Annotated in this window: 20 protein-coding genes and 1 pseudogene; 14 read left to right on the forward strand and 7 right to left on the reverse strand. The window is 57.9% G+C overall.

The window, feature by feature from the left end; genetic code table 11:
* Positions 1–273: 273 nt before the first annotated feature.
* Positions 274–3,171, forward strand: a complete 2,898-nt coding sequence (locus ASD02_RS32260) for an MASE1 domain-containing protein (RefSeq protein WP_082555689.1) — start codon at positions 274–276, stop codon at positions 3,169–3,171.
* 31 nt (positions 3,172–3,202) lie between these two features.
* Here the strand turns inward: ASD02_RS32260 and hmpA are convergent, their stop codons facing one another.
* Positions 3,203–4,417, reverse strand: coding sequence for an NO-inducible flavohemoprotein (gene hmpA / locus ASD02_RS32265; protein ID WP_057221627.1), 1,215 nt, complete (start codon positions 4,415–4,417; stop codon positions 3,203–3,205).
* Between the two features lie 24 nt (positions 4,418–4,441).
* Positions 4,442–5,140, reverse strand: coding sequence for a DUF1971 domain-containing protein (locus tag ASD02_RS32270; RefSeq protein ID WP_057221628.1), 699 nt, complete (start codon positions 5,138–5,140; stop codon positions 4,442–4,444).
* A gap of 71 nt (positions 5,141–5,211) precedes the next feature.
* On the opposite strand from ASD02_RS32270, the gene ASD02_RS32275 reads away from it, so the two are divergent.
* From ASD02_RS32275 to ASD02_RS32295, 5 genes are all read left to right on the forward strand, one after another.
* A complete protein-coding gene (locus tag ASD02_RS32275; protein ID WP_057221629.1) occupies positions 5,212–5,661 on the forward strand; it encodes an Rrf2 family transcriptional regulator in 450 nt (149 codons plus the stop codon).
* Positions 5,662–5,964: 303 nt separating this feature from the next.
* Entirely contained in the window at positions 5,965–6,933 is a 969-nt protein-coding gene (locus tag ASD02_RS32280; RefSeq protein ID WP_057221630.1) for an MBL fold metallo-hydrolase, read from the forward strand.
* 676 nt (positions 6,934–7,609) lie between these two features.
* Positions 7,610–8,356, forward strand: coding sequence for an SDR family oxidoreductase (locus ASD02_RS32285; RefSeq protein WP_057221631.1), 747 nt, complete (start codon positions 7,610–7,612; stop codon positions 8,354–8,356).
* A 479-nt stretch (positions 8,357–8,835) separates the two neighbouring features.
* Positions 8,836–9,618: an alpha/beta hydrolase gene (locus tag ASD02_RS32290; RefSeq protein WP_057221632.1), complete on the forward strand. Its 783-nt coding sequence runs from the start codon at positions 8,836–8,838 to the stop codon at positions 9,616–9,618.
* A gap of 209 nt (positions 9,619–9,827) precedes the next feature.
* Complete coding sequence (locus ASD02_RS32295; RefSeq protein ID WP_057221633.1) at positions 9,828–10,268, forward strand: hypothetical protein; 441 nt, start codon at positions 9,828–9,830, stop codon at positions 10,266–10,268.
* An 84-nt stretch (positions 10,269–10,352) separates the two neighbouring features.
* On the opposite strand, the gene ASD02_RS32300 is transcribed toward ASD02_RS32295, so the two are convergent.
* Positions 10,353–11,117 (reverse strand): NAD(P)H-binding protein, encoded by a 765-nt coding sequence (locus ASD02_RS32300; protein WP_225906349.1) that lies wholly within the window; start codon positions 11,115–11,117, stop codon positions 10,353–10,355.
* A gap of 351 nt (positions 11,118–11,468) precedes the next feature.
* On the opposite strand from ASD02_RS32300, the gene ASD02_RS32305 reads away from it, so the two are divergent.
* The 3 genes from ASD02_RS32305 to ASD02_RS32315 all read left to right on the forward strand — a co-directional run bounded on the left by ASD02_RS32305 (position 11,469) and on the right by ASD02_RS32315 (position 13,697).
* On the forward strand, positions 11,469–12,107 hold the full coding sequence (locus ASD02_RS32305; RefSeq protein WP_057221634.1) for a response regulator: 639 nt from the start codon (positions 11,469–11,471) through the stop codon (positions 12,105–12,107).
* A 285-nt stretch (positions 12,108–12,392) separates the two neighbouring features.
* On the forward strand, positions 12,393–12,872 hold the full coding sequence (locus tag ASD02_RS32310) for a carboxymuconolactone decarboxylase family protein (RefSeq protein WP_057221635.1): 480 nt from the start codon (positions 12,393–12,395) through the stop codon (positions 12,870–12,872).
* A gap of 63 nt (positions 12,873–12,935) precedes the next feature.
* Positions 12,936–13,697 (forward strand): SDR family oxidoreductase, encoded by a 762-nt coding sequence (locus tag ASD02_RS32315; protein ID WP_057221636.1) that lies wholly within the window; start codon positions 12,936–12,938, stop codon positions 13,695–13,697.
* 94 nt (positions 13,698–13,791) lie between these two features.
* Here ASD02_RS32315 and ASD02_RS32320 read toward each other — a convergent pair whose 3' ends face one another.
* Positions 13,792–14,688, reverse strand: coding sequence for a LysR family transcriptional regulator (locus tag ASD02_RS32320; protein ID WP_057221637.1), 897 nt, complete (start codon positions 14,686–14,688; stop codon positions 13,792–13,794).
* A 363-nt stretch (positions 14,689–15,051) separates the two neighbouring features.
* On the opposite strand from ASD02_RS32320, the gene ASD02_RS32325 reads away from it, so the two are divergent.
* The 3 genes and pseudogenes from ASD02_RS32325 to ASD02_RS37715 all read left to right on the forward strand — a co-directional run.
* Entirely contained in the window at positions 15,052–16,020 is a 969-nt protein-coding gene (locus tag ASD02_RS32325; RefSeq protein ID WP_057221754.1) for an alpha/beta hydrolase, read from the forward strand.
* Positions 16,021–16,253: 233 nt separating this feature from the next.
* Positions 16,254–16,733, forward strand: a complete 480-nt coding sequence (locus ASD02_RS32330; RefSeq protein WP_057218632.1) for a carboxymuconolactone decarboxylase family protein — start codon at positions 16,254–16,256, stop codon at positions 16,731–16,733.
* 281 nt (positions 16,734–17,014) lie between these two features.
* A pseudogene (locus ASD02_RS37715) lies at positions 17,015–17,179 on the forward strand (winged helix-turn-helix domain-containing protein); the annotation flags it as partial.
* Positions 17,180–17,251: 72 nt separating this feature from the next.
* On the opposite strand, the gene ASD02_RS32335 reads toward ASD02_RS37715, so the two are convergent.
* Positions 17,252–17,887: a response regulator gene (locus tag ASD02_RS32335; protein ID WP_057221638.1), complete on the reverse strand. Its 636-nt coding sequence runs from the start codon at positions 17,885–17,887 to the stop codon at positions 17,252–17,254.
* Positions 17,888–18,191: 304 nt separating this feature from the next.
* Between ASD02_RS32335 and ASD02_RS32340 the strand changes: the two genes are divergently transcribed.
* Positions 18,192–19,658, forward strand: a complete 1,467-nt coding sequence (locus ASD02_RS32340; protein WP_057221639.1) for a cyclic nucleotide-binding domain-containing protein — start codon at positions 18,192–18,194, stop codon at positions 19,656–19,658.
* 270 nt (positions 19,659–19,928) lie between these two features.
* Complete coding sequence (locus ASD02_RS40175; RefSeq protein ID WP_082555691.1) at positions 19,929–20,117, forward strand: hypothetical protein; 189 nt, start codon at positions 19,929–19,931, stop codon at positions 20,115–20,117.
* A 34-nt stretch (positions 20,118–20,151) separates the two neighbouring features.
* On the opposite strand, the gene ASD02_RS32345 is transcribed toward ASD02_RS40175, so the two are convergent.
* Both ASD02_RS32345 and ASD02_RS32350 read right to left on the reverse strand, forming a co-directional pair.
* A complete protein-coding gene (locus ASD02_RS32345; RefSeq protein ID WP_244494324.1) occupies positions 20,152–21,801 on the reverse strand; it encodes an ATP-binding protein in 1,650 nt (549 codons plus the stop codon).
* 136 nt (positions 21,802–21,937) lie between these two features.
* Positions 21,938–22,903: an SDR family NAD(P)-dependent oxidoreductase gene (locus tag ASD02_RS32350; RefSeq protein ID WP_057221640.1), complete on the reverse strand. Its 966-nt coding sequence runs from the start codon at positions 22,901–22,903 to the stop codon at positions 21,938–21,940.
* Between the last annotated feature and the right edge of the window lie 35 nt (positions 22,904–22,938).

A 22,938-nucleotide genomic window follows, 5' to 3' on the forward strand; every position in this document is an offset into this window, starting at 1 on the left:
TGTCGTCCAGTCTGCGCCGATCCGGCGCAAGTCTTCCGGAAGAAACGCGCCCGGGCCCAGGCGAAGAAGACCTGTCGTGCCTGCAGCCGGCTTTTTATCATTGGCTTCCGTGTATATAGATATGCCCGATAGGTGTTGAGCGGGCCGGCTCGGGAAAGAAGACCGATGCCGCGGCCAAGCAGGGGATCGCCGGGGTATGCCAAAACGCGCTCGCACACGCAGCGTTGATGCCGTTGAATGCATAATCCGGTTCGACTTCGACAGGAACAGGTCTTGATGAGCGTCCGATCACATCGCCCCCAAGCGCTCCACGCGGGGCTGTTTGTCGCGGCCTACGTTGCGGGTAGCGGGTTTGCCCACCTTCTTGCAATCATTCCTGGGACAGGAATATCAATCTGGCCGCCGAGCGGCTTGTTCCTTGCGACCCTTGTCCTTGCCTCGCAACGCAGTTGGCCCTGGTGGATACTGGTGGGGCTCACAGGCGAACTTCTTGGAAATCTCGCCTGGTTTCACAATTCCATTCCCGTCGCGACCCTGATCTACGTTGGAAACGCTTGCGAAGCTGCGTTCGGCGCATGGCTTTTAAAGCGATTTTGCGGCGAACCGGTTCGGCTAGAGACTTTGCGCGAGGTACTGGCGCTGCTTGTACTGGGTGCCGGTGTCGCACCAATCTTGAGTGCAACGGTAGGTAGCGCGACGCTTGCTTGGTTTGACATCCAAGCCTTTGCCACAGCTTGGCCGCTATGGTGGATCGGCGATGCCACCGGGGTTGCCATCATCGCACCCCTGGCTCTTGTGGTGTTCCAGAATTGGCGTGGAAAGAGTGAATTTCTCGCGGCGCGCTGGACCGAGGTCTTTGCTCTGGCGCTGGTGTTTCTTGGAATCGCCGCTCTTTCCTTGAGCGGCTTTCTGCCCTACGCATACATCATCATGCCGCCGCTTCTCTGGGTCGCGGTCCGTTTCGAATTCAAGGGTACAGTTCTCGCCCTGTCTTTCCTCGCGCTCATCACTGCGGCCTTCACGATTTCCGGCACAAGCCAGTTTGCGGGCGACGCCGAATCTCAACAACACAAACAAATCATGCTGCAGCTGTTTCTGGGCATCTCTGCGTTTTCTGCGTTGGTCGTGGCAGCGATCTCTAGGCAGCACCAACTGGCACTCGTTACATTGCGTCGGAGTGTTGAGACTTTGCGGGAACGCGAACGTGAACTTTCGCAGTTGGTCGACCTTGTGCCCGTGCAGATCAGGCGACTGACCCCAGAGGGTCAGCCGATTTTCTTTAACCGCCGACTACTCGATTTCTTTGGTTTGAGTGACGTAAATCAACTGGACCGGCCGGGCATAAGTCGTCTGAGCGCGGCGATTCACTCTCTCGTGCATCCCGAGGACGCAACGCGCCTGTTTGATGCCGTCAGAAACTCGCTGGTGACCGGCGAGCCATATTCCATGAAGTATCGCATGCGGCGGGCGGATGGAGCTTATCGTTGGGTTGATGGGCGTGCGGAGGCGTTGCGCGATGACGACGGAACGATCGTGCAATGGCTCGTCATCTCGCTCGATATCGACGACGAGGTGCGCGCACAGGAGGCAATGCGCGACAGTGAGCGGCAGCTTCGGCGCCTGGTCGATGCCGTTCCTGCGCAGATCTGGTGTTCGAACACCGAGGGAGATCCAACCTACGTCAACAAGAGGCTAAGGGATTTCATTGGCTTTGATCTCGAGGACTTCGATTCCCCGGATGAGCCAAGAGGGGAGGTCGCGCGTCGGCAACAGGTCCATCCCGACGATCTGGTGGCTGTCCGTGATCATTTGGCCAAGTGTCGGCGCACCGGTCAGGCGTTCGTTATGCGGTACCGAATGCGACGCGCTGACGGGACGTACCGATGGGTGGAGGGCCGTTCGGAGCCTTTCCGCGATGAGGACGGCTCCATTCTGCAATGGTACGGTGTGCTTCTGGATATCGACGACCAGGTGCAGGCCGAGGCAGCCTTGAGGGAGAGGGAGCGCTTTCTCTGGCAATTGGTAGAAACCCTGCCGCTCATGATCGACTGCGCCGCCCCCGATGGGGAGCCAATATTCCGCGGGCAAGGCCTGAGAGAGTTCCTCGGCTACGAATTGCAGGCGCTTGATGGTTCCGGAAAATCCCGGCTTGAGGGGACACTGGATGCCGGGGTTCATCCCGATGACGTCGAGGGCGTCAAGCAGCAATATGCGCGTTGCCTCGCATCGGGCGAACCTTACGCGCGCCGACATCGTCTTCGCCGGTTCGACGGTGAATACCGTTGGGTAGAGACCCGAGCAGCTCCAATGCGCGATGCCTCGGGCGCCATCATCCAATGGAATGTCATCTACCTGGATATAGACGGGGAGGTTAAGGCCCAAGAGAATCTGCGCATTGCACAAGAGGGACTGGCACGCGCGGCCCAGGCGGCCAGTCTGGCCGAGTTGTCAGCGTCCATCGCACACGAAGTCAGCCAGCCGCTCTCGGCCATCGTCAACTCGACGGATGCTTGCGTGCGCTGGCTTGACGCGGACCCACCAAACGTGGAGCGAGCAAGGAAATCGGCCGAGCGCATCATTCGCAGCGCGAATTCAGCCGCGGAGGTCGTGCGACGGATCCGCGCCCTGTTCCAGCATTCCATGGATGTTCGCGACGCTACTTCGCTGGAGGGCATCATTGACGAGGTGGCCGATCTTGTGGCGGCTGAAGCCTCCAGGCAGCGTATCCGCGTTCAGGTCGAGATCGAGAGCAGCCAGCAACTGGTGGCATTCGATCGCGTGCAGATCCAGCAGGTCCTGATGAACCTTGTTCAAAACGGCTTGGATGCAATGGTGTCGGCGCCGGATGACAGGCTGCTTGAAATTCGGGTCTATCGCAAGGACGATGAGGTCTTCACCGAGGTTATTGATCGAGGTGGAGGTATTGAGTTTCCGGAGCGGATATTCGACCCGTTTTTCACGACAAAGGAAAGAGGGATGGGCATGGGTCTGGCTATCTGTCGCTCCATCGTGGAAGCCCATGGCGGAAAGCTATGGGCGGAGCAAAATGAACCCCGTGGCGCGAGGTTCATTTTCACGCTGGCAGCCGCGGCAATGGCCGCAGCAGGCTCTGGCGCCGGCTCTAACGAGAGCCACTCCATCGTGGAAAAGCTATCAGAAGGAGTACCATGAGGCACTTTTCTGAGAGATTACCTTCGGCCGCTCAGGCGGCAAGAAGTTCGTCCGATGGCCCGAAGAACTCGTAGTGCACCCGCTCGCTTGAAACGCCTTCCCTGACAAGAGCCGGGACGAGGGCACGAAGGAACGGTTTGGGTCCACAGAGGTAGTATTCGGCCTCGTGAACAGGTGTGTTCTCCCGAAGCCATTCCGCCGTGATGAAGCCATCAAAGTCGTGAGACAAGCCGGCCGCATCTTCGCTGCGGGGATCACTATAGAAACTGCTGATCCTGATGTTGCCGTGAGCGTTGGCGAGCTTGCGGACATGCTGATCCATGGCGTGAGTAGTGCTGTTCAACGCGCCGTGGACGAAGTGAGCTTCGAGGTTCGGATGCTCTTCGACGATTGTCTCCAGGATGCTGACCATGGGTGTAAGCCCGACGCCACCCGACAACAAGACGACCGGTGCCCGAGGGATTTCCGGAAGATAGAAGTCACCCGCCGGAGGCGTGACGCTCAAGACCGTACCGACCGTCGCCGTATCGTGAAGATGGCGCGATCCACCTTGTCCATGCGCTTCCCGCTTTACAGAAATCCGGTAGGAACTGTCGCTCGGGCCGCTGGAGATTGAATAGTTCCGCTTGATCTCCAGGCCACTCTGAAGCTTGAAGCGCAATGTGAGGTATTGGCCGGGTTTGTGCCTCAAGATGCGACCGCCGTCCTTGGGCTCCAAGACGAATGATGTGACAACCTCACTTTCGCGAACCTTTGAGGTGATGACGAAATCTCTCCAGCCGTTCCAGCCGCCGGATTTCTTCACAAGCTCATCGCGTATTTCAGCCTCGCGTTCCTGAAGAACATCCGCCAGGAACCAGTAGGCCTCGCCCCAGGCATCCAGGAGTTCAGGTGTTGCCGCGCTTCCGAGCACGTCCTCGATGGCGGCAAGCAGTGCCTTTGCGACATAGGGGTAGTGGTCCGGCAGGATATGATAGCCAATATGCTTGTGAGCAATGCGCTCAACCACAGGGCCGAGCACGCCAAGGTTATCGATGTTCTGCGCATAGGCCAGAATGGCCGCGGCGAGCGCGTTGACTTGCGAGCCACCTTCACCCTGGTTGGCGTGATTGAACAGCTCCCGAATATGATCGTCGCGGAACATGCGGGCATACATGCTCTTTGTAATGTTCGTGCCGTGCGCGGCGAGCGCCGGGACGCTCGCCTTTACAATTTGGACTGTCTGGGACGAGAGGGGTTTCGGCATGGTCTTTCCTTTCGATACGATGTGTCACAGGGGGCTGGGCTGGTGATCGTAGAAGTGCAGCTGGCATTTTACCGGGCCCACGATCTGAAGATGATGAGCAACGTCCGGCGGGATAATGATTGTGGCGCCAGCGCCTGCGTTGATCGCCGGCTGCGTATCACGGTGATAGATCAGACTGCCCTCGATCACGCTGAGCTTGACCCAGGTCCCGGGTCGAAGCTGATGGCATTTCAGCAGTGGTCCGGGGATTGTGGCCTCGTTGAAGACCGGCGTGCTTCTATACGGTCGGCAGGAGATCTGGGGGGCCAAGGTCTTACAATCTGGGCGCTGTGCTCCAAACAAGGCAGCCGACAAACGCGCGGCTATTCTAGCGGCCCTTCGCTGGATCTCTGTCGCTACTTCGGGCTTGAGTGCGTCTGACGTGACCTTCTCCCAAAGTGCCAACCAGCGCTCGAACATTTCCGGCCGAATGTGTTTCAGGTGGATCAGATGCATTGCAACTGGGCTTCCCTTGTAACGCCCTGTCGACAGCATCATCGAACTCCAGAACTCCGTCATGCGTTCGAGATGATCGTCCCATTCGGTTATGGCGGTGAATGCTTCGTTGAGGAGCTGATCAACCCGAACTTCTCCGTGAAAGCGTTCCACGACCATCCGGATGTCTGCTTCGGTTATCGCGTCGGTACTCATCGCTTTTGCCTTAAAGATGTATCTGAGATGCATCTATTCGCTCGAGAGAAAAGATGCTAACGAAATGCATGTTTTTGGATTGGACTTTTTGACGCAGACCCCCGATGAAGCTCACGAAATACACCGACTACGCCATGCGATTGATGATCTATCTGGGCTCACGGTCATCGGGGCTTAGCTCGATCCGCGAAATATCGGATACATTCTCGGTCTCACAAAACCACATGATGAAGGTGGTTCAGGACCTTGCAAACGCACACTTCCTGGTGTCCGTGCGCGGCCGCAACGGGGGCATAAGGCTTGCCCGCCCTGCAAACGAAATCAATCTGGGAGCTCTGCTTCGCCACACCGAGGGCTTGACGGACCTGATCGATTGCGAAGGATGTCGTATCGCACCGGCCTGCACCTTGCCGATCGTTCTTTCGGAAGCCACTGCGGCCTTTGTGGCGGTTTTCGACAAGTATACGCTGGCGGATCTCGTCGAGAGACGCTCGGCGCTCGGCACGCTTCTGGGCTTCAAGCCCGCAGACCTCCAGAACGCTTCCGGTTCTTAAGAGCGAGCTGGTGCCGCTGGCGCGCCATGTGTTGCCGCGGGATGGAAGCAGGAAATGGCGTTGCAACTATCGTTTCTGCGGCTTGTCGCCTGCGGCTGCAAACCGCCGCCACTCAAGTGCTAACCCGCTGTTTTGACATGTATGTTTGAGAGCGCGGCGGATTTAGCCATGCCTCGCCGACGCCAATTGGGGGCACGGCTACCCTATCCATTGGTTTGGCTCGACCGCCAACACGCTTCAACATAGCGTCGATGTCGTGGCTCGTGATCGACCCGTCTCGGTCACTCAAAACAGGAGTGCACCATGTCGCAGGCAGAAGCCGCACTCCGTACGATTGGTCAAAAGGAGACAAAAATGAGCTTGGACAACACCGTTAATACCGGCAGGCCGGTTCCCGAGGAGCTGGTTCCGTCGCGCTATGCGCTGCGAATCGGCGAGATTGAAGTGCTGGTGGTCAGCGATGGGGTGCTGCCGCTTCCAACCAAGATGTTGGGACACAACGCTGACCCGGCGGTGCGGGCGGCCTGGCTGGACGACATGTTCCTTCCGCAGGACGCTTTCGACTGGTCACTGAATGTGGTCGTAGTACGCAGCGGCAGTCAAACCATACTCATCGACGCTGGGCTGGGCTTGGACCCCGACTTGAACCTCCCGCGGGCCGGCCAACTGGTCAAACGGCTCGAGGCGGCCGGCATCGATCTTGCATCCGTTACCGACGTGGTACTCACCCACATGCACATGGACCACGTTGGCGGGTTGCTCGTCGACGGGGTGAAGGACCGGCTTCGTCCGGACCTGCGCATCCACGTGGCCGCCGCCGAGGTCAAATTCTGGGAATCGCCCGACTTTACCCACGTCTCCATGCCGCCGGGGTTCCCGGACGCGCTTCGAGCGGCCGCGAAAAAGTTCGCGAAAGAGTACCGTAACCAGCTGCGGCTGTTCGACGAGCAACATGAGGTGGCGCCGGGGGTGGTTGCCGTTCGCACCGGCGGCCACACCCCCGGGCACAGCGTTGTCCGCCTGGCGTCTGGCGGCGACCGGCTCACGTTCGCCGGCGATGCTGTGTTCGCGGTCGGGTTCGACCATCCCGACTGGCACAACGGTTTCGAGCACGACCCCGAGGAGGCGGCCCGCGTCCGGGTCCGGCTGTTGACGGAGTTGGCGGAGACCGGCGAACAGCTGGTGGCCACACACCTGCCGTTCCCGTCCGTTGGCCGCGTGGCGGTTGACGGAGACGCCTTCCGTTGGGTGCCGATTTTCTGGGATTACTGACAGTTGCTGAGCTGGCACTGACAGAAATGACCACCGCGTTTGAACCCAGTCGAACGCTGCCAGGTGCGACGCCAGCCTATGTGCCGGCGTGCGCCTTGCGATTGCGAGCAGACTAATCGGCTCGCAATCGCGCTATATATGACGGTGGGCCCTAACCCAACCCAGTCCGGCCTTGCAACGGAAGCGTCATACGCGATGCTGAGAGGAAGCTTTCCTTTTCGGCGGCAATAGCCCTTCAGTGCGTCCGTGCAACGCTCATGACAGCCATTGGGCTTTCGTATTGGTTCGCGGCAAGCGCTACTCCAGGTCCGCTTTGCGAGCAGAGCGTCCATTCCGCGAACCTGAATGCCCGAACAAACGAATATGCGCTCCAGAACGCCCATGGCACCGTCTCTTCCGGGTCAGCAGCCGCGCGACCTGAATGCGGTGCCGCGGCGGATGAGAGCAACCAACGACGACCGCCGGCTCGCTTGTGGGCGACAACGTCGACACCGAGATGGCGAGGCTCAGTGCTTTGACCGGCGCTGTTGCCACGAGCCGACAGGCGCCGGGGATGCGCGCACCTGCCAGACAATGCGCATTACCCGTTGCCGGGAACACATCTTGTTCCCAGGGGGCCGCTAATCGCGGGCCCAGACAAGATCTATCTCTGGCACGCAAACACGGAGATCAAAAAATGAAAATGCTTCAAGACAAGGTAGCCATCATCACCGGCGGTAACAGTGGTATCGGCAAGGAAACCGCTCGGCTGTTCGCCAGTGAAGGGGCCAAAGTCGTGATTACCGGCAGGCGGCAAAACGTTGTGGACGCGGCTGTCGATGAGATCGGCAACGGTGCCACCGGCTTTTGCGGCGATGCTGCCGACATCGCCGATCACCAGCGCCTCGCCGCAAGAGTTCGCGACCAGTTCGGCGCAATCGACATTTATATGGCAAATGCCGGCGTGATAAACCTCCTGCCTTCTTCCATGGTGACGGAAGAAGAATATGACCGCCATTTCGCCACCAATACGCGTGGCGTCTTCTTTGGAGTCCAGACGTTGGCTCCTCTCATCCGCGAAGGCGGAAACATCATCGTCACGAGCTCGCTCGCAGCGACGAAAATCCTGCCGCAGCATACAGTATACGCGGGATCGAAGGCCGCGCTTGCGGCCTTCGCACGCAATTGGGCGCTTGAATTCAAGGATCGCAAGATCCGGGTGAACATCCTGAGCCCTGGCCCGGTCGAGACGGAGATTCTTGGCAAACTGGGCATAGGTGAGGCTGAACGTCCCGCGTTCGAGCAACAGATGTCGGAGCTTATCCCAGCGGGCAGGCTGGGGCGTCCTGAGGAACTGGCGCGTGCAGCCCTATTCCTGGCGGCCACTGGAACGTTTGTGAACGGCATCGAACTGCACGTGGATGGTGGAATGTCGCTCACCTGATGACACCGAGGTCGGTTGCTGAACCCTTCTCGGCAACCGACCGCCTCCGCACAAAGTGGTAAGCCGTCATTGATCGGTGCCGCTCGGCTTCACTTCAAAGGCTTCAGGTTTGAAGCCGTGGTGCCGAATTCCATCGAATGCGGGTCGGCGCCTTTTGCCAATCAGGGGTTGTCGAAGGCGCGTCTTCCTAAGCGGCCCGGTCGAGCAACGCTGGTGACTGGACGGGTCATTTCCGGATGAATGTGCGGTCCCTGGACACCGTTCGCCCCTCCCGCGCGCGCTGTTGCTCTGTCCACACCTGCCGTCAGCGGGGGGCGCCCATACCTAGGTTTGGGTTGAAGCATCCGGAAAAACCAATCCAAATCACGCGTAGCCTCAGGGAATGCGCCTGATGGCCACCGCCGCATTAGGAATGTGGGCAACGGACAGCAGTCGAGCGGCGAAAACACATCCTCCGGCAAAATTAGAAGGACAAGGGAATGCACAAGATCGCAAAACTGGCTTTGGCTTTGGCGCTCTACACCACGTCGGCAATACCCGGCTTCACGCAATCGAACAAGCCGACGATCGTCCTGGTTCACGGGGCGTTCGCCGATTCGTCGAGCTGGAACGAGGTCATTTCACATTTGGAAAAGCATGGATATCCGGTCCTAGCGGTGGCCAATCCGCTCCGTGGCGTAAAGCGCGACGGGGATTATGTCCGGCGTGCCGTGAAGGACATCAAGGCGCCAATTGTCCTTGTCGGACATTCCTACGGCGGCTCTGTGATCAGTGATGCCGCCGCCGGCATGGAAAACGTTCAAGCACTGGTCTTCGTGGCCGCATTCGCTCCGGAAATCGGGGAGTCGGCGGTGGATCTCTCGGGTAAATTCCCGGGCAGCACACTCGCCTCGGCTCTGGGTGAGGCGGTCGCACTCGCCAACGGGGAGGGCAAGGACCTTTACATCGATCAAAGGAAGTTCCCGGCGCAATTTGCAGCCGACGTGCCGTTGGCGGAGGCGAAGCTCATGGCTGCGACCCAGCGCCCTATCACCGATGCGGCATTGGCGGAGCCCGCTCCGAAGGCGGCATGGAAGGAAATACCATCCTGGTTCATCCACGGAGATGCCGACAGGAATATTCCGCCCCATACGCTGCAGTGGATGGCCGACCGCGCAAACTCCAGGAAAACAGTTGTCGTTAAAGGTGGCTCACATGTCGTCATGATCTCTCATCCCGGCGAAGTTGCAAAGCTCATCGAGCAAGCCGCGTCGGCGAAGTAATTCTTTGCTGCGATGGGCCGGTGTCGGGAGGCGGGTTCCCAAACGATCGTCCATATCGCGTAGCGTGACTTTGGCGCGCGCGCCGCCTCTCCAAAGCTGGCCGGGCGACGCTCCGGCCAGCATGGGTCGCGATCTCCTAAACCTTGGTTTGGGAGGCACAGCCCAACTCTCGGTGTTACCCTGTTGCCTATCGAAAGCAGGAGAGAAGAATGGAACCCCTCAGATACACCGTCCTTGCCATGGTATGGTTTAACATACTGCTCGCCGCCTGGCTCTCGGTATACATGCTCTATGATCCGGAAGGATGGTATTATTTCGTCCCCGGAGTAACCGATACGGGCCTCTACAATCAGCATTTCATTCGAGACATCGGCATCATTCAGGGTTTCATCGCTCTGGCCTTCGCGATCGGCTGGTTCAGGCCGGGCCGCCGAATCGAGCTTTGGGGAGCTGCAACTCTCTGGCTGATCGCACACGCCATCTTTCATCTCTGGGAAGTTGCGGTCGGGATATGTTCGGCTTCCGTTATCCTGCGCGATTTTCCTGCTGTGAGCTTGCCGGCACTTTTCGGCATTGCCGCCACTGGCTGGGCATGCGCTCGCGGTCAAGGATTGGCTACTCTGCCAAATGCAAAAGAGATCGTCTCCTGAAAGGACGAAATCGTTCATGGAAAGGGCGATGCAGTTTGCACCGCTCTTTCCATCATCTAACCGAACGGAAGCTGCGGGTACTCTCTAACCGGCAATGCTCTTGGTAAGCCACTCGTGGAAAGACAGCTTGCCAGAGATGGTTTGCTTCATGGGCAAAAGCCCGTCTGGAGGTAATGCCACACCGAAGTATAGTGCGTCCTTGTCGAGACTGACCGGGCGATTGTCCGCGGTGGCAGTGAGCAATTCGCGGGCCAGATCGGCGAGTTCGATGGATTGCGGTCCGCCAAGTTCGACGATGGTGTTTTGCGGCACGGCCACCGCCAGCTTTGTGATCCAGTTTGCCGCTTCGTCTGCTGAGACCGGACGTACGGCGATCGCCGGCAGGCGTAAATCTCCGTTGACCGCCGCAGCGTTCACGATACCGCTGAAGAACTCGAAGAATTGGGTGGAACGGACGATCGTGTAAGGCAATCCGGAGGACCGGATCAGGTTTTCCTGGACGAGTTTGGCGCGGAAGTAGTCATTCTCAACCATGCGGTCCGTTCCCACGACGGAGAGCGTCAGATAATGCCGGACCCCGGACGTCTTGGCTGCTCCGAGCAGGTTCTTCCCCGATTGCCTGAAGAAGGTCAGCGCATCGCCATCTCCGAACGAGCCGGAATTTGTAACGTCGATAACGACATCGACACCTTCCAGTGCCTTTTCCAGACCCTCACCGGACAAGGCATCGACCCCTGTTTTCTTCGATGCAGCCACGACATCGTGTCCGTCCCCTTGCAGTCTGCCGACGATCCTGGAACCCATGGCGCCGCTCGCGCCGATTACCGCTACTTTCATCTCGAACTCCATCCGATACATGCCGAGCGGATGATAGGCCTTTGGCCCGGGCGTTCGACTAAACGAAGTTATGGGTTGACCGCCGATTGCTGCAATCTAGCCTCCAATCCCTGCACCTTATCCATTAGCTCAAGCTCCGGTTTCCACGACCCACGTGACAGTGAAGAACATGCCGCAGGGTATAGGACCGCATAGACCAAGGTGTACGGTCACGAGCTCCCTCATCCGTGTTAAATATAGCTTCAACGGCAAGACAAGCCGTCATAACCTTCGCTGTGCGTGCGGGTTTGAACCGTCGGTCGGACAACGCCATATCTCGAATGTATGACGGGCCGTTGCGCGATAAAAGTTGAGGGCAATCTGATGCAACACACTCAACCCAAGATAGAAGACGCGGCCGAGCCGATTGTGTACGTCGTTGACGACGACGAGGCGATGCGAGAAGCATTGCTTGATCTGTTCATGGTGACCAACAAGCGGGCGACCGCATTTTCCAACGGTCCCGAGTTTTTGGAAACGGCTGACATCTGTGCGCCAGGTTGCCTCGTACTCGATTTCCGAATGCCGGGAGGAACTGGCCTGGATCTTCAAGAGCGTCTGTCGAAGGCCGGTAGTCGTCTTCCCGTGATCTTTCTGACAGGTCATGCGGACATCCTGACGAGTGTAAAGGCGATGAAGGCGGGGGCGATGGATTTCATCATCAAACCTTTCGCCGATCAGGATCTCCTTGATGCGGTGGATCGAGCCATCAAGCTCGATTCCGAACGACGCAAGGTGGACGCGGAACGGAATCGAATCCAAGCATTGGTCGACACCCTCACGCCCCGCGAATTGGAGGTGATGTTTGCGGTCGTCAGCGGGCTGATGAACAAACAGGTCGCGTATCAGCTCGGTATCAGCGAAATGACCGTGAAGCTCCATCGCATGAGCCTCATGCGCAAGATGCAGGCTCGCTCGCTCGCGGATCTCGTTCGGAAGGTCGAGCAAGTTCGACGGAACTGAGAAGCCGACACCAGCAATCGGGAAAAGTTGGCCAGCGGAGCATCGCCGTGCCTTTGATGCGGAGCCACCTTGTCACTTCCTTAGTACCACCACATCAGAAGCAAATTGATACTTTTGCCGAAGGCCGCAAGGGTGGAAATCCCCGTAGCCAGGATAACGCGATTAAGCAAGCCGCACACGCCCCCCAAACCTATGGTTAGCTATGAGCCCAATCGTAATTCCCTAGATTTGCATCTGCCGACAGTCACACCAGTGGACCGACGGATCAAATATAGGAACTACACAATGACACAGCGCATTAATTTCGCGAAGGAATCGCCGAATCTCATGAAGAAGTTCATGGAATTCGTGACGGCGACCAAGGAAAACTCCGTCGAGGAATCCATTCGCAACCTGGTCAACGTTCGCATCGCGCAGCTCAACAACTGCACCTATTGCCTCGACATGCACATCAAGCAGGCGAAGATCCAGGGCGAGCGTGAACTGCGCCTCTACCACGTGGCATCGTGGCGTGAATCCACGCTTTTTGCACCCCGGGAGCGCGCAGCCCTCGCATGGGCGGAAATCGTGACGAAACTGCCGGATCTCGGCGTTCCCGACGAAATCTATGAACGCGTTCGTTCGCATCTCAGCGAGAAGGAAATCTCCGATCTCACTTTTGCTGTCATGTCGGCGAACGCGTGGACCCGCGTAAATGCCGCGTTCAAGTCAGTACCGGGCTCGTCCGATGCCATGCTCGGCCTCGACAAAGCAGACCTGAAGTAATTAACGCGGCGCACCCGACTGGTGCGCTTTCCAGCTGGACTTCTCATACTCAAGGAGCGAACTATGAAGATCGTCGTTATCGGTGGAACCGGCCTCATCGGCTCGAAATTGGTCAAGCGCCTTCAGGGGAAGGGGCATGAAGTCATTGCCGCATCGCCGGCATCCGGAGTGAATACAATCACCGGCGAGGGGCTGGAGAAGACATTGGCCGGAGCGCAAGTCGTGGTGGACGTTGCAAACTCGCCGTCCTTTGAAGACAACGCGGTCATGGAATTCTTCCAGACATCCGGCCGCAACCTGATGGCCGCTGAAGAAGTCGCCGGCGTGAGGCATCACGTCGCGCTTTCGGTCGTTGGAACCGAACGTCTTCAGGCGAGCGGCTATTTTCGGGCGAAACTGGCCCAGGAAAAGATTATCAAGGAAGCGAAAATTCCTTACACGCTGGTTCACTCGACGCAATTTTTCGAGTTCATGTTCGGCATCGCCCAATCTGGGACCGAGGGTGAAAAAGTTCATCTCTCGCCGGCCATGATGCAGCCGATCTTGTCGGATGACGTGGCTGACGCTCTGGCCGATCTGGTGCTTGGCCAACCTCGCAATGCCATCGTTGAAATTGCAGGCCCGGAGCCCATCAAGATCGCAGATGCCGTCACGAAATACCTCCGGCAGATCGGAGACCACCGGGAGATCGTCGTTGACAACAAGACGCGATACTTCGGCGCTCTTCTAGACGACACGACCCTGATGCCTGCCGCCGGTGTCCGGCTCGGCGCAGTTGGCTTTTCGGAGTGGGTCAAGACGGCCACTCCGCCGCCCGCGCGCTAACGCCTTTGCCGGAGCCGATGAAGGCTCCGGCTCTCCCTCGCATGCGCGGGCGCTCGTACCGTTTTGCTCGCTATTAGCACCTATCACGGTCAGTCTATTCCCTTGCCGAGGATCGCATCAACGTTGCGATGAAGTCGGTAAACAACTGCAGGCGGAAGCTCGGCAATCTGCCTGATGCATGCACAGCCTGGAACGGAACCGTTTGCAATTTCACGTGCGGAAGGAGCTCGACAAGAAGACCCCGATCGAGATCGTCCTGGACCGTCCGCTTTATCAGATGTGCTGCACCGACGCCGCTCAGCGCCGCATCGCGGATGGCCGTGGCTGAATCCAGGTCGATCCGGCCTGACGGCAAGATGCTGCCGCCGTCAACAAAGCCGATGGGATAAGGTTTGCCATCTGCGACATATCGGGCGAATGGTATGTTCTTCAGTTGGCCAAGGCTCTCAATATCTCCATGCTTACGGAGAAAGGAAGGCGATGCGACAAGCGTCATGTCGAGGTGCGAGAGTGTCTTGCACATCAGGCCTGCCTGCTCGACCTGGCCGACCCTGAATGCCACGTCATAGTTTTCCCTCAGGAGATCGACGTGCCGGTCCGTCATGCCAACAGACAACGAAATCTCCGGGTACATCGGGACGAACTCGGTGAATATCGGTTCCAGAATCATCCTGCCGAGTTCGCTGGGCAAACTGGCACGCAGATGACCTGCGGGCGCCCGATAAGACTGAACCGTCTCTGCCGAACTGTCGATCTGCTCGAGCAACGGCATTATCTTGTCGTAGAAGGCTTCACCTTCCTGCGTCATCGCCAGAAGTCGGGTCGAGCGGCGGAACAGATGCACGCCCAGCAGGCGTTCCAATCGCGAAATGCTTTTAGAAATTGACGATGGCGTCGCTCCGAGGCTCCGCGCAGCCGCACTGAAGGAGCCTGTCTGAACCGTGCGAACGAATGCTATCAGTCCGGTTGCTTCCCTCAGCAGCCTAAGCATGTCGTGATCTCCGACTTGTTGTGACGCTCTGATCGTTGGCAGGGCGCCGCCAGTCTTACCGCTCTCTTCCTGATCGAGACATCAAACAGAAGTTTGGGTTGCCTTGCATGCGCCAGAAGCACCTATCAAGCTTTGTCGAAGCGATCGGCGACATGGACGCCGGGCGAAACGACCCACTCCGTCCGATACCTTCTATCCGTGCCTGTCGCCGTTCGCCTAAACTTAGGTGTACGAAACGAACGTATAGCTACAACCAATCGTATCGATTGGTACGGTTAGTCGCCGGATTTGTAGATCGATGAAGTTTAGATCCTCAGATTTACACGGTTTATTTTCCAATATTTCTTTGAATAGGAGATGAACATGAACCTGGGTTCCACCACGCCGACGCGGCGAGACATGATGACAGGCACACTGGGTATTGCCGCCGCCACAACGGCAGTTGCCGCCAGCTCGGCGCGAGCCAAGGAGCCCGCCAAGGGTGCCGGACATCGGTCCGATGGCGAATACGTCACGTCGAAAGATGGTACTGCGATTTTCTACAAGGACTGGGGTCCGAAAAGCGCGCAGCCGCTCGTATTCCATCATGGATGGCCCCTCAGCGGCGATGACTGGGACGCCCAGATGTTGTTCTTCCTCGGCAAGGGCTTCCGAGTCGTCGCGCATGACCGACGCGGCCACGGTCGCTCCGCCCAGGTAAGCGATGGACACGATATGGATCACTATGCAGCGGATGTTGCTGCTGTGGTAGAGCACCTCGATCTTCGCAACGCGGTTCACATCGGTCACTCCACCGGGGGCGGTGAGGCGGCTCACTATGCGGCCCGCCATGGAAAGGGGCGCATTTCCAAGCTTGTCCTTATCGGCGCTGTCCCCCCGATCATGGTCAAGACTTCGGCCAACCCTGGCGGCCTTCCAGTCGAGGTCTTCGACGGCTTGCGCTCCGGTCTGGCGGCTGACAGGTCTCAATTCTACCTCGATTTTGCCGGCGGCCCCTTCTATGGTTTCAACCGGGAGGGAGCGAAACGCTCTGAGGCGATGGTCCAAAACTGGTGGCGCCAGGGCATGGCTGGTGCCGCAAACGCCCACTATCTTGGCATTAAGGCGTTCTCTGAAACCGACTTTACTGACGATCTGAAATCAATCGATGTACCGACCCTCGTACTCCACGGAGATGACGATCAGATCGTCCCGATCGCAGACTCCGCCCTCCTTTCGGCAAAGCTCCTGAAGAACGCGACGCTGAAGGTTTACAAGGGTCTTCCCCATGGGATGGCGACCACCCACGCCGGTCTTATCAACGAGGATCTGCTGGAATTTATCGCGGCTTGATGATGCGAGAGGGTGCCGTCGGCGCCCTCTCTTCCTCGAAAGCGTATCGATACCTATTTAGCGGGCGGGTTATCCCCGCCTGTAAGGCACCTTTGAGGAATTTTGCGGCATCGAACCGGCGGCAAGCCAAACAGATAGCTATTCGCCCGAGGATCGCTTGGGCACGATGCTTGCGTCGCAGCAAAGCTTGTTTGCGCGTGGAAAATTTCATTCCTCACCATGGATGATGGACAATGACCCAACGCCTCAATTACGCTCAACTTTCGCCGGACCTCTTCAAGGCTCTTATGGCGCTTAGCAACGAAGTCAAGAAAGGCACGATCGAGCAGTCTATTCTCGACTTGGTCGACATTCGCGCATCGCAGATCAACGGCTGCGCGTTCTGCCTCGATATGCACTCCAAGGAAGCGACTATGCATGGCGAGCGCCCGCTTCGCCTTCACCACGTTGCCGTGTGGCGCGACTCGACCCTTTTCTCCTCCCGCGAGCGGGCAGCGCTTGCCTGGACCGAAGCCTTGACCAAGGTCTCTGATAGCGGCGTCCCGGACGAGCTCTACGAAAAGGTCCGGGGGCAATTGTCTGAGAAGGAAATTTCCGATCTCACCTTCCAGATCATGGCGATCAATGCATGGAATCGCGCCAGCATCGCGGTCAAAGCTGTGCCCGGCTCCGCCGACAAGGTTTTCGGCCTCGATAAGGCGCAACTGGCCTAACGAGCAATGGGTGGCCGGTGACCTCACGGCCGCCCTCCAATTCACTGCGGTCCTGACCTCGGTCAGCGACCGCGATGGGACCTCCTATCTCAATCGCCAGCTGCTTCAATGGGCCGGCATCGAGGATAAGGAGGGTGGAGCGACGCAAAAGTGCCAACCAGTTGGCAGGGTTGATCGTCGAAATCGTCCACCCGGACGATCGTAAACGCGTTTCGGGCCAATCTCGTTCGCTCGTTCAAGTCGAGTGCTGACGCGCGAGCCGCTGATGGCTGAAACAAGGACGGGTAGGAAGGGATGTCGATCGAAGCGTCGACGTTCTCATCTTGCGGCTGAGACGCAAGATTGAAGAGAAGCCTTCGAACCCGCTATTGATCAAGACGCTGCGTGGAGCCAGGTATCTCCTCGACGCGGACGTGTCCGTCATTACCCAGGCTCGACAGCGGTGATACTGACACTGCCAATCTGCCACCAACCGGAGTTCGTTGTGAAGTGTCGCTCGAGGCATGCACGTGCGATGTTCACTGAAGCAGTTCGGATTTTCTCACGAGGTCACTGAGAGAGCGGGCCTGCATCTTTCTCATGGCGCTCCCGCGATGAAGCTTGACCATGATTTCGCTGATCCCCAATTCATAGGCGACCTGCTTGTTCATCAGCCCATCTGTCACAAGCTTCATCACTTGTCTTTCGCGCGGTGTGAGGCTTGCCGCACATTCGCGAACATGTCTCCGTCTGAAAGCGATTTCACGCTGTTTTTTGCCTTCTTCGATCGCCGTGGTGACCGCGCTAATGAGGTCGTCTGGCTGGAATGGCTTCAAGAGAAAGTCGATGGCTCCCGCTTTCATGGCGGAGACGCTCGTCGTCACGTCTCCGTCTCCAGTCATGAAGACGATTGGTACATCGAAGCCGGCTTCCGACAGCCTCCGCTGAAATTCTATACCGCTTACGCCCGGCAAATTGACATCAAGCAACAGGCAACCGACAGTCTGTGGGTCGCCCCGGTGGTCGAAATCGATTGTGTCGACGAAGGCCACGGCCTGCATCCCTACGGCTTCGAAAAGTTCGAGCAGCGACAAGCGAAGTTGCTCGTCGTCGTCGATAATGTTTACCACCGGAATGTCGGTGATTGTCTCAACGGTGTTTGCGTGTTCAGGCACGGCATCGCTCCCTTAGTTGTCACGCTTCGACACTTCGTGGACCGCGATTTTACTCCAAGGGACTAAGCTGGCTATAAAACCAACGTTTGCTTCGTTCGAGCGGCGGCGGCCGAACTGCCTCCGCCGTCGGCAATCGAACTCACACCTTCGTTCCTACAGCAAGCTGTACCTTCGTTTGGGTTCCTGCGTGTCCGTGCGAAGGCTACAGCCTTGCACAGTGGCTCCCGTCGTTCTGTGCCGCCGCGCTGACGCGAGTCTCCCATATTTTCGCGCGATGCCGGCGAACCGTTAATCGGAGCAAACCATGCCGACGCCCCTTCCTTTAGTGCCGCTCGTAATGCTGAACCTGCTTGGGGTGGCGGGAATCATAGTATGGCATCTGCAGGGACGAGGTCGTCCCAATGCACGACTTGTCGTTCAGATCATCTTCTTCGCCGCGATGACGGCAGCTCTTTTCACTGCACAGGTTGCACCTTTTCGGTTTGAGAGGATCCACGAAGAAGTGTTCGCGCGGTTTCTCGTCGACTGCGGTAAGGTCTTGTGGTGGACGCACCTTGCCTGGGCAGTGATCGGTTTTACGCGCATCTACATAGTGCTGGACAAGCGCCCCAAGGAAGCGCGTCTTATCCAAGATCTCCTGGTGGCCGTCGTCTATCTCGGCACTACTCTTTCAATGATGGCCTTCGTCTTCGGCGTGCCGATCGGTACACTTCTTGCAACCTCCGGCGTCGTGGCGATCATTCTAGGCCTTGCCTTGCAGAATACGCTGTCGGACGTCTTCTCCGGCATCGCCCTGACGATTGGGCGTCCCTATGTTCTGGGCGACTGGATTCTGCTGGCAGATGGAACCGAGGGAAGAGTTGTCGCAAGCAATTGGCGGGCGACCTGCATCCTTACATCGGCAAACAATCTCATCGTGCTTCCAAATAGTGTGCTTGCGAAGCTCGGCCTGACGAATTTCAGCCGCCCGACCGAAACGCACCAGATCAAACTGCCAATGAGGATCGCTCCTACACTGCCACCTGGCGTATCGATGGAGGTCCTGAGTCTGGCTCTCGATAGCTGCAAGCTGATTTCCAAAGAGGTGCCGCCAACGGTGGCGCTCAAAAAGATGGATGCTATGGGCATAGACGTGGAGCTGCTCTTCTATGTCTCCGCTCCGGGCGAACGCGTGGCTGCATGCAATGAGGTCATCGATGTTGTCTTCCGCCATTGCGCGGAAAATGGCGTCTCGCTCGCGATGCCGGCCGGCTCCTATGTGTTTGGCACACAATCTCCCATCGGGAGCCACCTGACGCCGACGATGCTCTCTGCGAGGGAGTTGCTGCGGGCCGTGCCTGCTTTTGCTGCATTGCCTCTCGACGAGCGCAACGCGCTTGGTAGTCAAGCGACGACCCGCCAGTTTCCTGCAGGCGCGACAATCGTGGCAGAGAATGAAACGTTTTCGAGCTTGATGATCATACAGTCCGGTGTCGTTTGCAGGCGGCAAAACGGAAAGGATATCGAGCGGCTTTATCCTGGCGAAATGTTCGGCGCGCGCCATCTGCTTTCGGACACACCGGAGAGCGGCAGTTTCGAGGCGCTGACCGAAATCTCCGTCTCCGTGATCGCAAAGGAGGCGCTCGATAAAGTTGTCGGATCTCACCCAGAATTGGCGGAAGATCTCGCATCGAGGCTTTCCAGGACCATATCCGACGGGCAATCAGATACTGACGCTCCTCCCTCCCAGACGGAAAAAACACCCGTTCTATGGGCTATGCCCAACGGGTAGAGATTTAGATCCGTGTTGAGTTTTCGACCGTTCGGTGCCGCGAAAACCCAAAGCCATAGTGTCCGTTAACGGCGGCTCTGTATAGCGTTGGCCCGGAACGTTGTCACGGACACGCCTTCCGGCTCCGCGTCCCAACTTCGGCAGCACCTTGACTAACTTCCGTATAGTTTCGGCTCCTATCACCTCGGTCTAGCATTGCGACACCTCATGTTTCCCATGTCTTTGCCAAAGGGAGCTGGTGGTGAGTGAGATGTAGATGGAATTGGCTCGATGCCGTCGAATGAGGTCAGATGGTTTTCTCGCCGGGAAGCGCAACCTTTACTGGAAGTATCGGAGTACTGCCGGCACGCGGGTGTAGATGAGGCGGAGGAGCGGCGGCTGATTACCTTGCTGGGTCGATATGCGTCCCGCCACGAGCTACAGATGAATATCATTCGCTCGCTTCGCCGGGTTCGCTAGTACCCAATTATCGCCAGTCCCTGTGCGAAAGATATCATACGGGAAGCGTTATCTCGAAAACAGTGCCACCCCCGGCGGCATTCTCAGCCTTGAGAGTGCCGCCATTTGCCTCCACCATGCTGACGCAGATGGCGAGGCCGATCCCCAAGCCGTATGGTTTTGTGCTCTGGAATGCTGCAAACAACTTACCCATGATAGCAGGCGATATCCCCGGGCCGTTATCCATGACGGACATCCTAACCGAAGTGGTGCCTGCCTGCGCCAAACCGATCCGGATCATTTTCCTGGCGCCGTCCATGCTCTCCATCGCCTGGATTGCATTGGCGATCAGGTTAACTAACACCTGCTGAAGTTCGATCCTGACTGCGTTCACAGCAGGCAAATCCCTTTCGGACTCGACGCGGATGTCGACCTTGCCGCGAAGCAGATCCGGCGTCATCAATGCACAGGTTTCGTCGACCAGCGACATCAGATCCAAGACCTCTGGCATGCGTCGTTCTTGCCTTAGCAGGCGCCGGGTATTCTCGATAATGTCGCTTGCGCGCTTGCAGTCCCGCACCATTCGTTCCGCTGATCGCCGCACCGCGACGAGGTTTGGCGGGGCCCTGGACAACCACTTCAACAGGGTTTGAGTGTTGACAGTCAGAGCGGCGAGCGGTTGGTTGAGTTCGTGGGCAAGCGAGGCAGATAGGGCGCCCACGGTTGCGGCTCTTGCTGCTTTGGCCAACTCGGCCTGCGCCTCCAACAGCGCCTTCTGTGTCATCTCTCGTTGTGTGATGTCGACCATTCCGACAACGACGCGGTCAAAGGCAGCCGTGTCTTCCGGAAAGCGCAGACTGATGATCACCTGCCGGGTCTCGGCGTCGTGCCTGACGATAGTTCCGGTCTGCTCGAGGCTTTTTCGTTCACTGAAAATCGCATCAAGGAGGTTGATGGTCGTTTCACGGTCGGCCAGGACGTGTCCTGTCATCGCGACGGTGATTCCCTTTGTCGCTACATGGCCAAGCAGTTCGATGGCAGCATCGTTTGCAGCAATCGTCCTGATCAAACGGGCGCATTTTTCCACGACGTCAGGATTACCAAGGGCATGGGATCGAAAGTCGGCGACGCCTTCACGCTTGAGTGACAAAAGATAGGTTCTTACTGAGGAATAGTCGCGCTCCCATAGGGCGACCCGGCTTTGTTCGAAGATCGAGCGATAACGGCGCTCGCTGTCGCGAAGCGCCTTGTTCGATGCGATGAGTTCGGTGCGAGCTGCAGCGTTCCTGAGGATGAGTGCACAGGTAACGGAAATGGCTGAAAGCGATACCGTCAGGCGAAGCAGACTGGAGATGTCGAAAATGAAGCCGTGACCCATCGTATAGGAGACGAGGGTCAGAATATTACATGTCACGCCTACGAAAATCACTCCATGTCGGCTCAGCAAGCCCGCCGAGAGTAGCATCACGATTACATAGAGCACCGCTATCGCGCTCTCGATTTGAGTAAACGCATCGATGTAGAAGACCGCAGCACCAAGAGCTGCGGCCGCAACTGTATTGGCGATATCGTGAGGCGTAGCGTTCTGGACGCCACCCATGGTCACCGGGTCTTTACCGGTCTGTTGATTGCCGTTTTTCGCCGAGCGACGCCGATAGGCGGAATTGTCCAAGGCGATACGGGCATGATCGGGGAGTGGCGTCAAAAGCGGTATGTCATCAATGCTTGTGTCGATGGATAGACGCTATCAGCAGCCGGCTGCGGTGAGGACTATACTCGTGGATAGGTGCAGCCGTGATCTTGCCGGCCCACCTGCAGCCGGGTCGGCGTCCCCCTATATTTCATCCAGCAAAGGCTCCAGTCATCGAAACCGATGCGTCCCAGAGACGCCGTGCCGCAACAGGATCGATTGCCCAACTTGCAACCCCCTTGCTGCCTAATTCGCCGTTGTAGGGTTGGGCGACGCCGAAGTCTTCGAGATATTCACCTCCAAACCCATCAAGCTCGAGGCTGGCACCTGCCCAGACCATTGAAGCGGCGCCTTGTTGCGGGGTCTTGCGGCCGTTCGCCGGATCGATGCGCAGGTTTCCGTCTGCGTCGTATGCGTCGAACCGTGCCAAGTATTCCGGCGTCAGGTGCCTGACAATATCGGTCAGGATTTGGCCCGGATGCAATGAAAAGGCGCGCACGCCGACTTCGCGTCCGCGCCTGTCGAGCTCAACTGCGAACAATGCGTTTGCTGTTTTGGCCTGACCATAGGCGAGCACGCTGTCATAGGCGCGGCGGACGAAATGGATATCGTCGAAATCGATACCTCCCGCCTGATGTGCGCGTGAGGAAACACTGACAACACGCGCGCCATTCGCGCGCGTGAGCGCCGGCCATAGAGCCGCGGTCAGTTGGAAATGGCCGAGGTGATTGATCGCAAACTGTCCCTCGTGGCCGTCCGAGTTGCGCCACAGTGGGGTTGCCATGACGCCGGCACTATTGATCAGCATCGATATGGGTCGCCCACTGGAAACGACTTCTGCCCCGAATGCCGCAATCTCGCTGGGAACCGAGAGGTCCAGATCAGCGATCGTTACGTTGCGCAGATGTGCAAGATTTCGTTCGGCCTTTGAGCAGTCCCGCGCCGGAACGATGACGGTGGCGCCGACGCTCGCAAGCGCGCGTGTTGCCTCCAGACCTAGACCTGAATAGCCGCCGGTGACAACGGCGGTCGTGCCATTTAGGTCAAGGCCTTCGACCACCTGCTGTGCTGTGCTGGCAACACCAAAACGCGAGTTAATGAGATTCGGATTGTGCATGTATGGCTCCGTGATGCTTGTGCCAGGGATATATC

The sequence above is a fragment of the Ensifer sp. Root1252 genome, from assembly GCF_001425885.1.
GTDB classification, from domain to species: Bacteria; Pseudomonadota; Alphaproteobacteria; order Rhizobiales; family Rhizobiaceae; genus Ensifer; species Ensifer canadensis.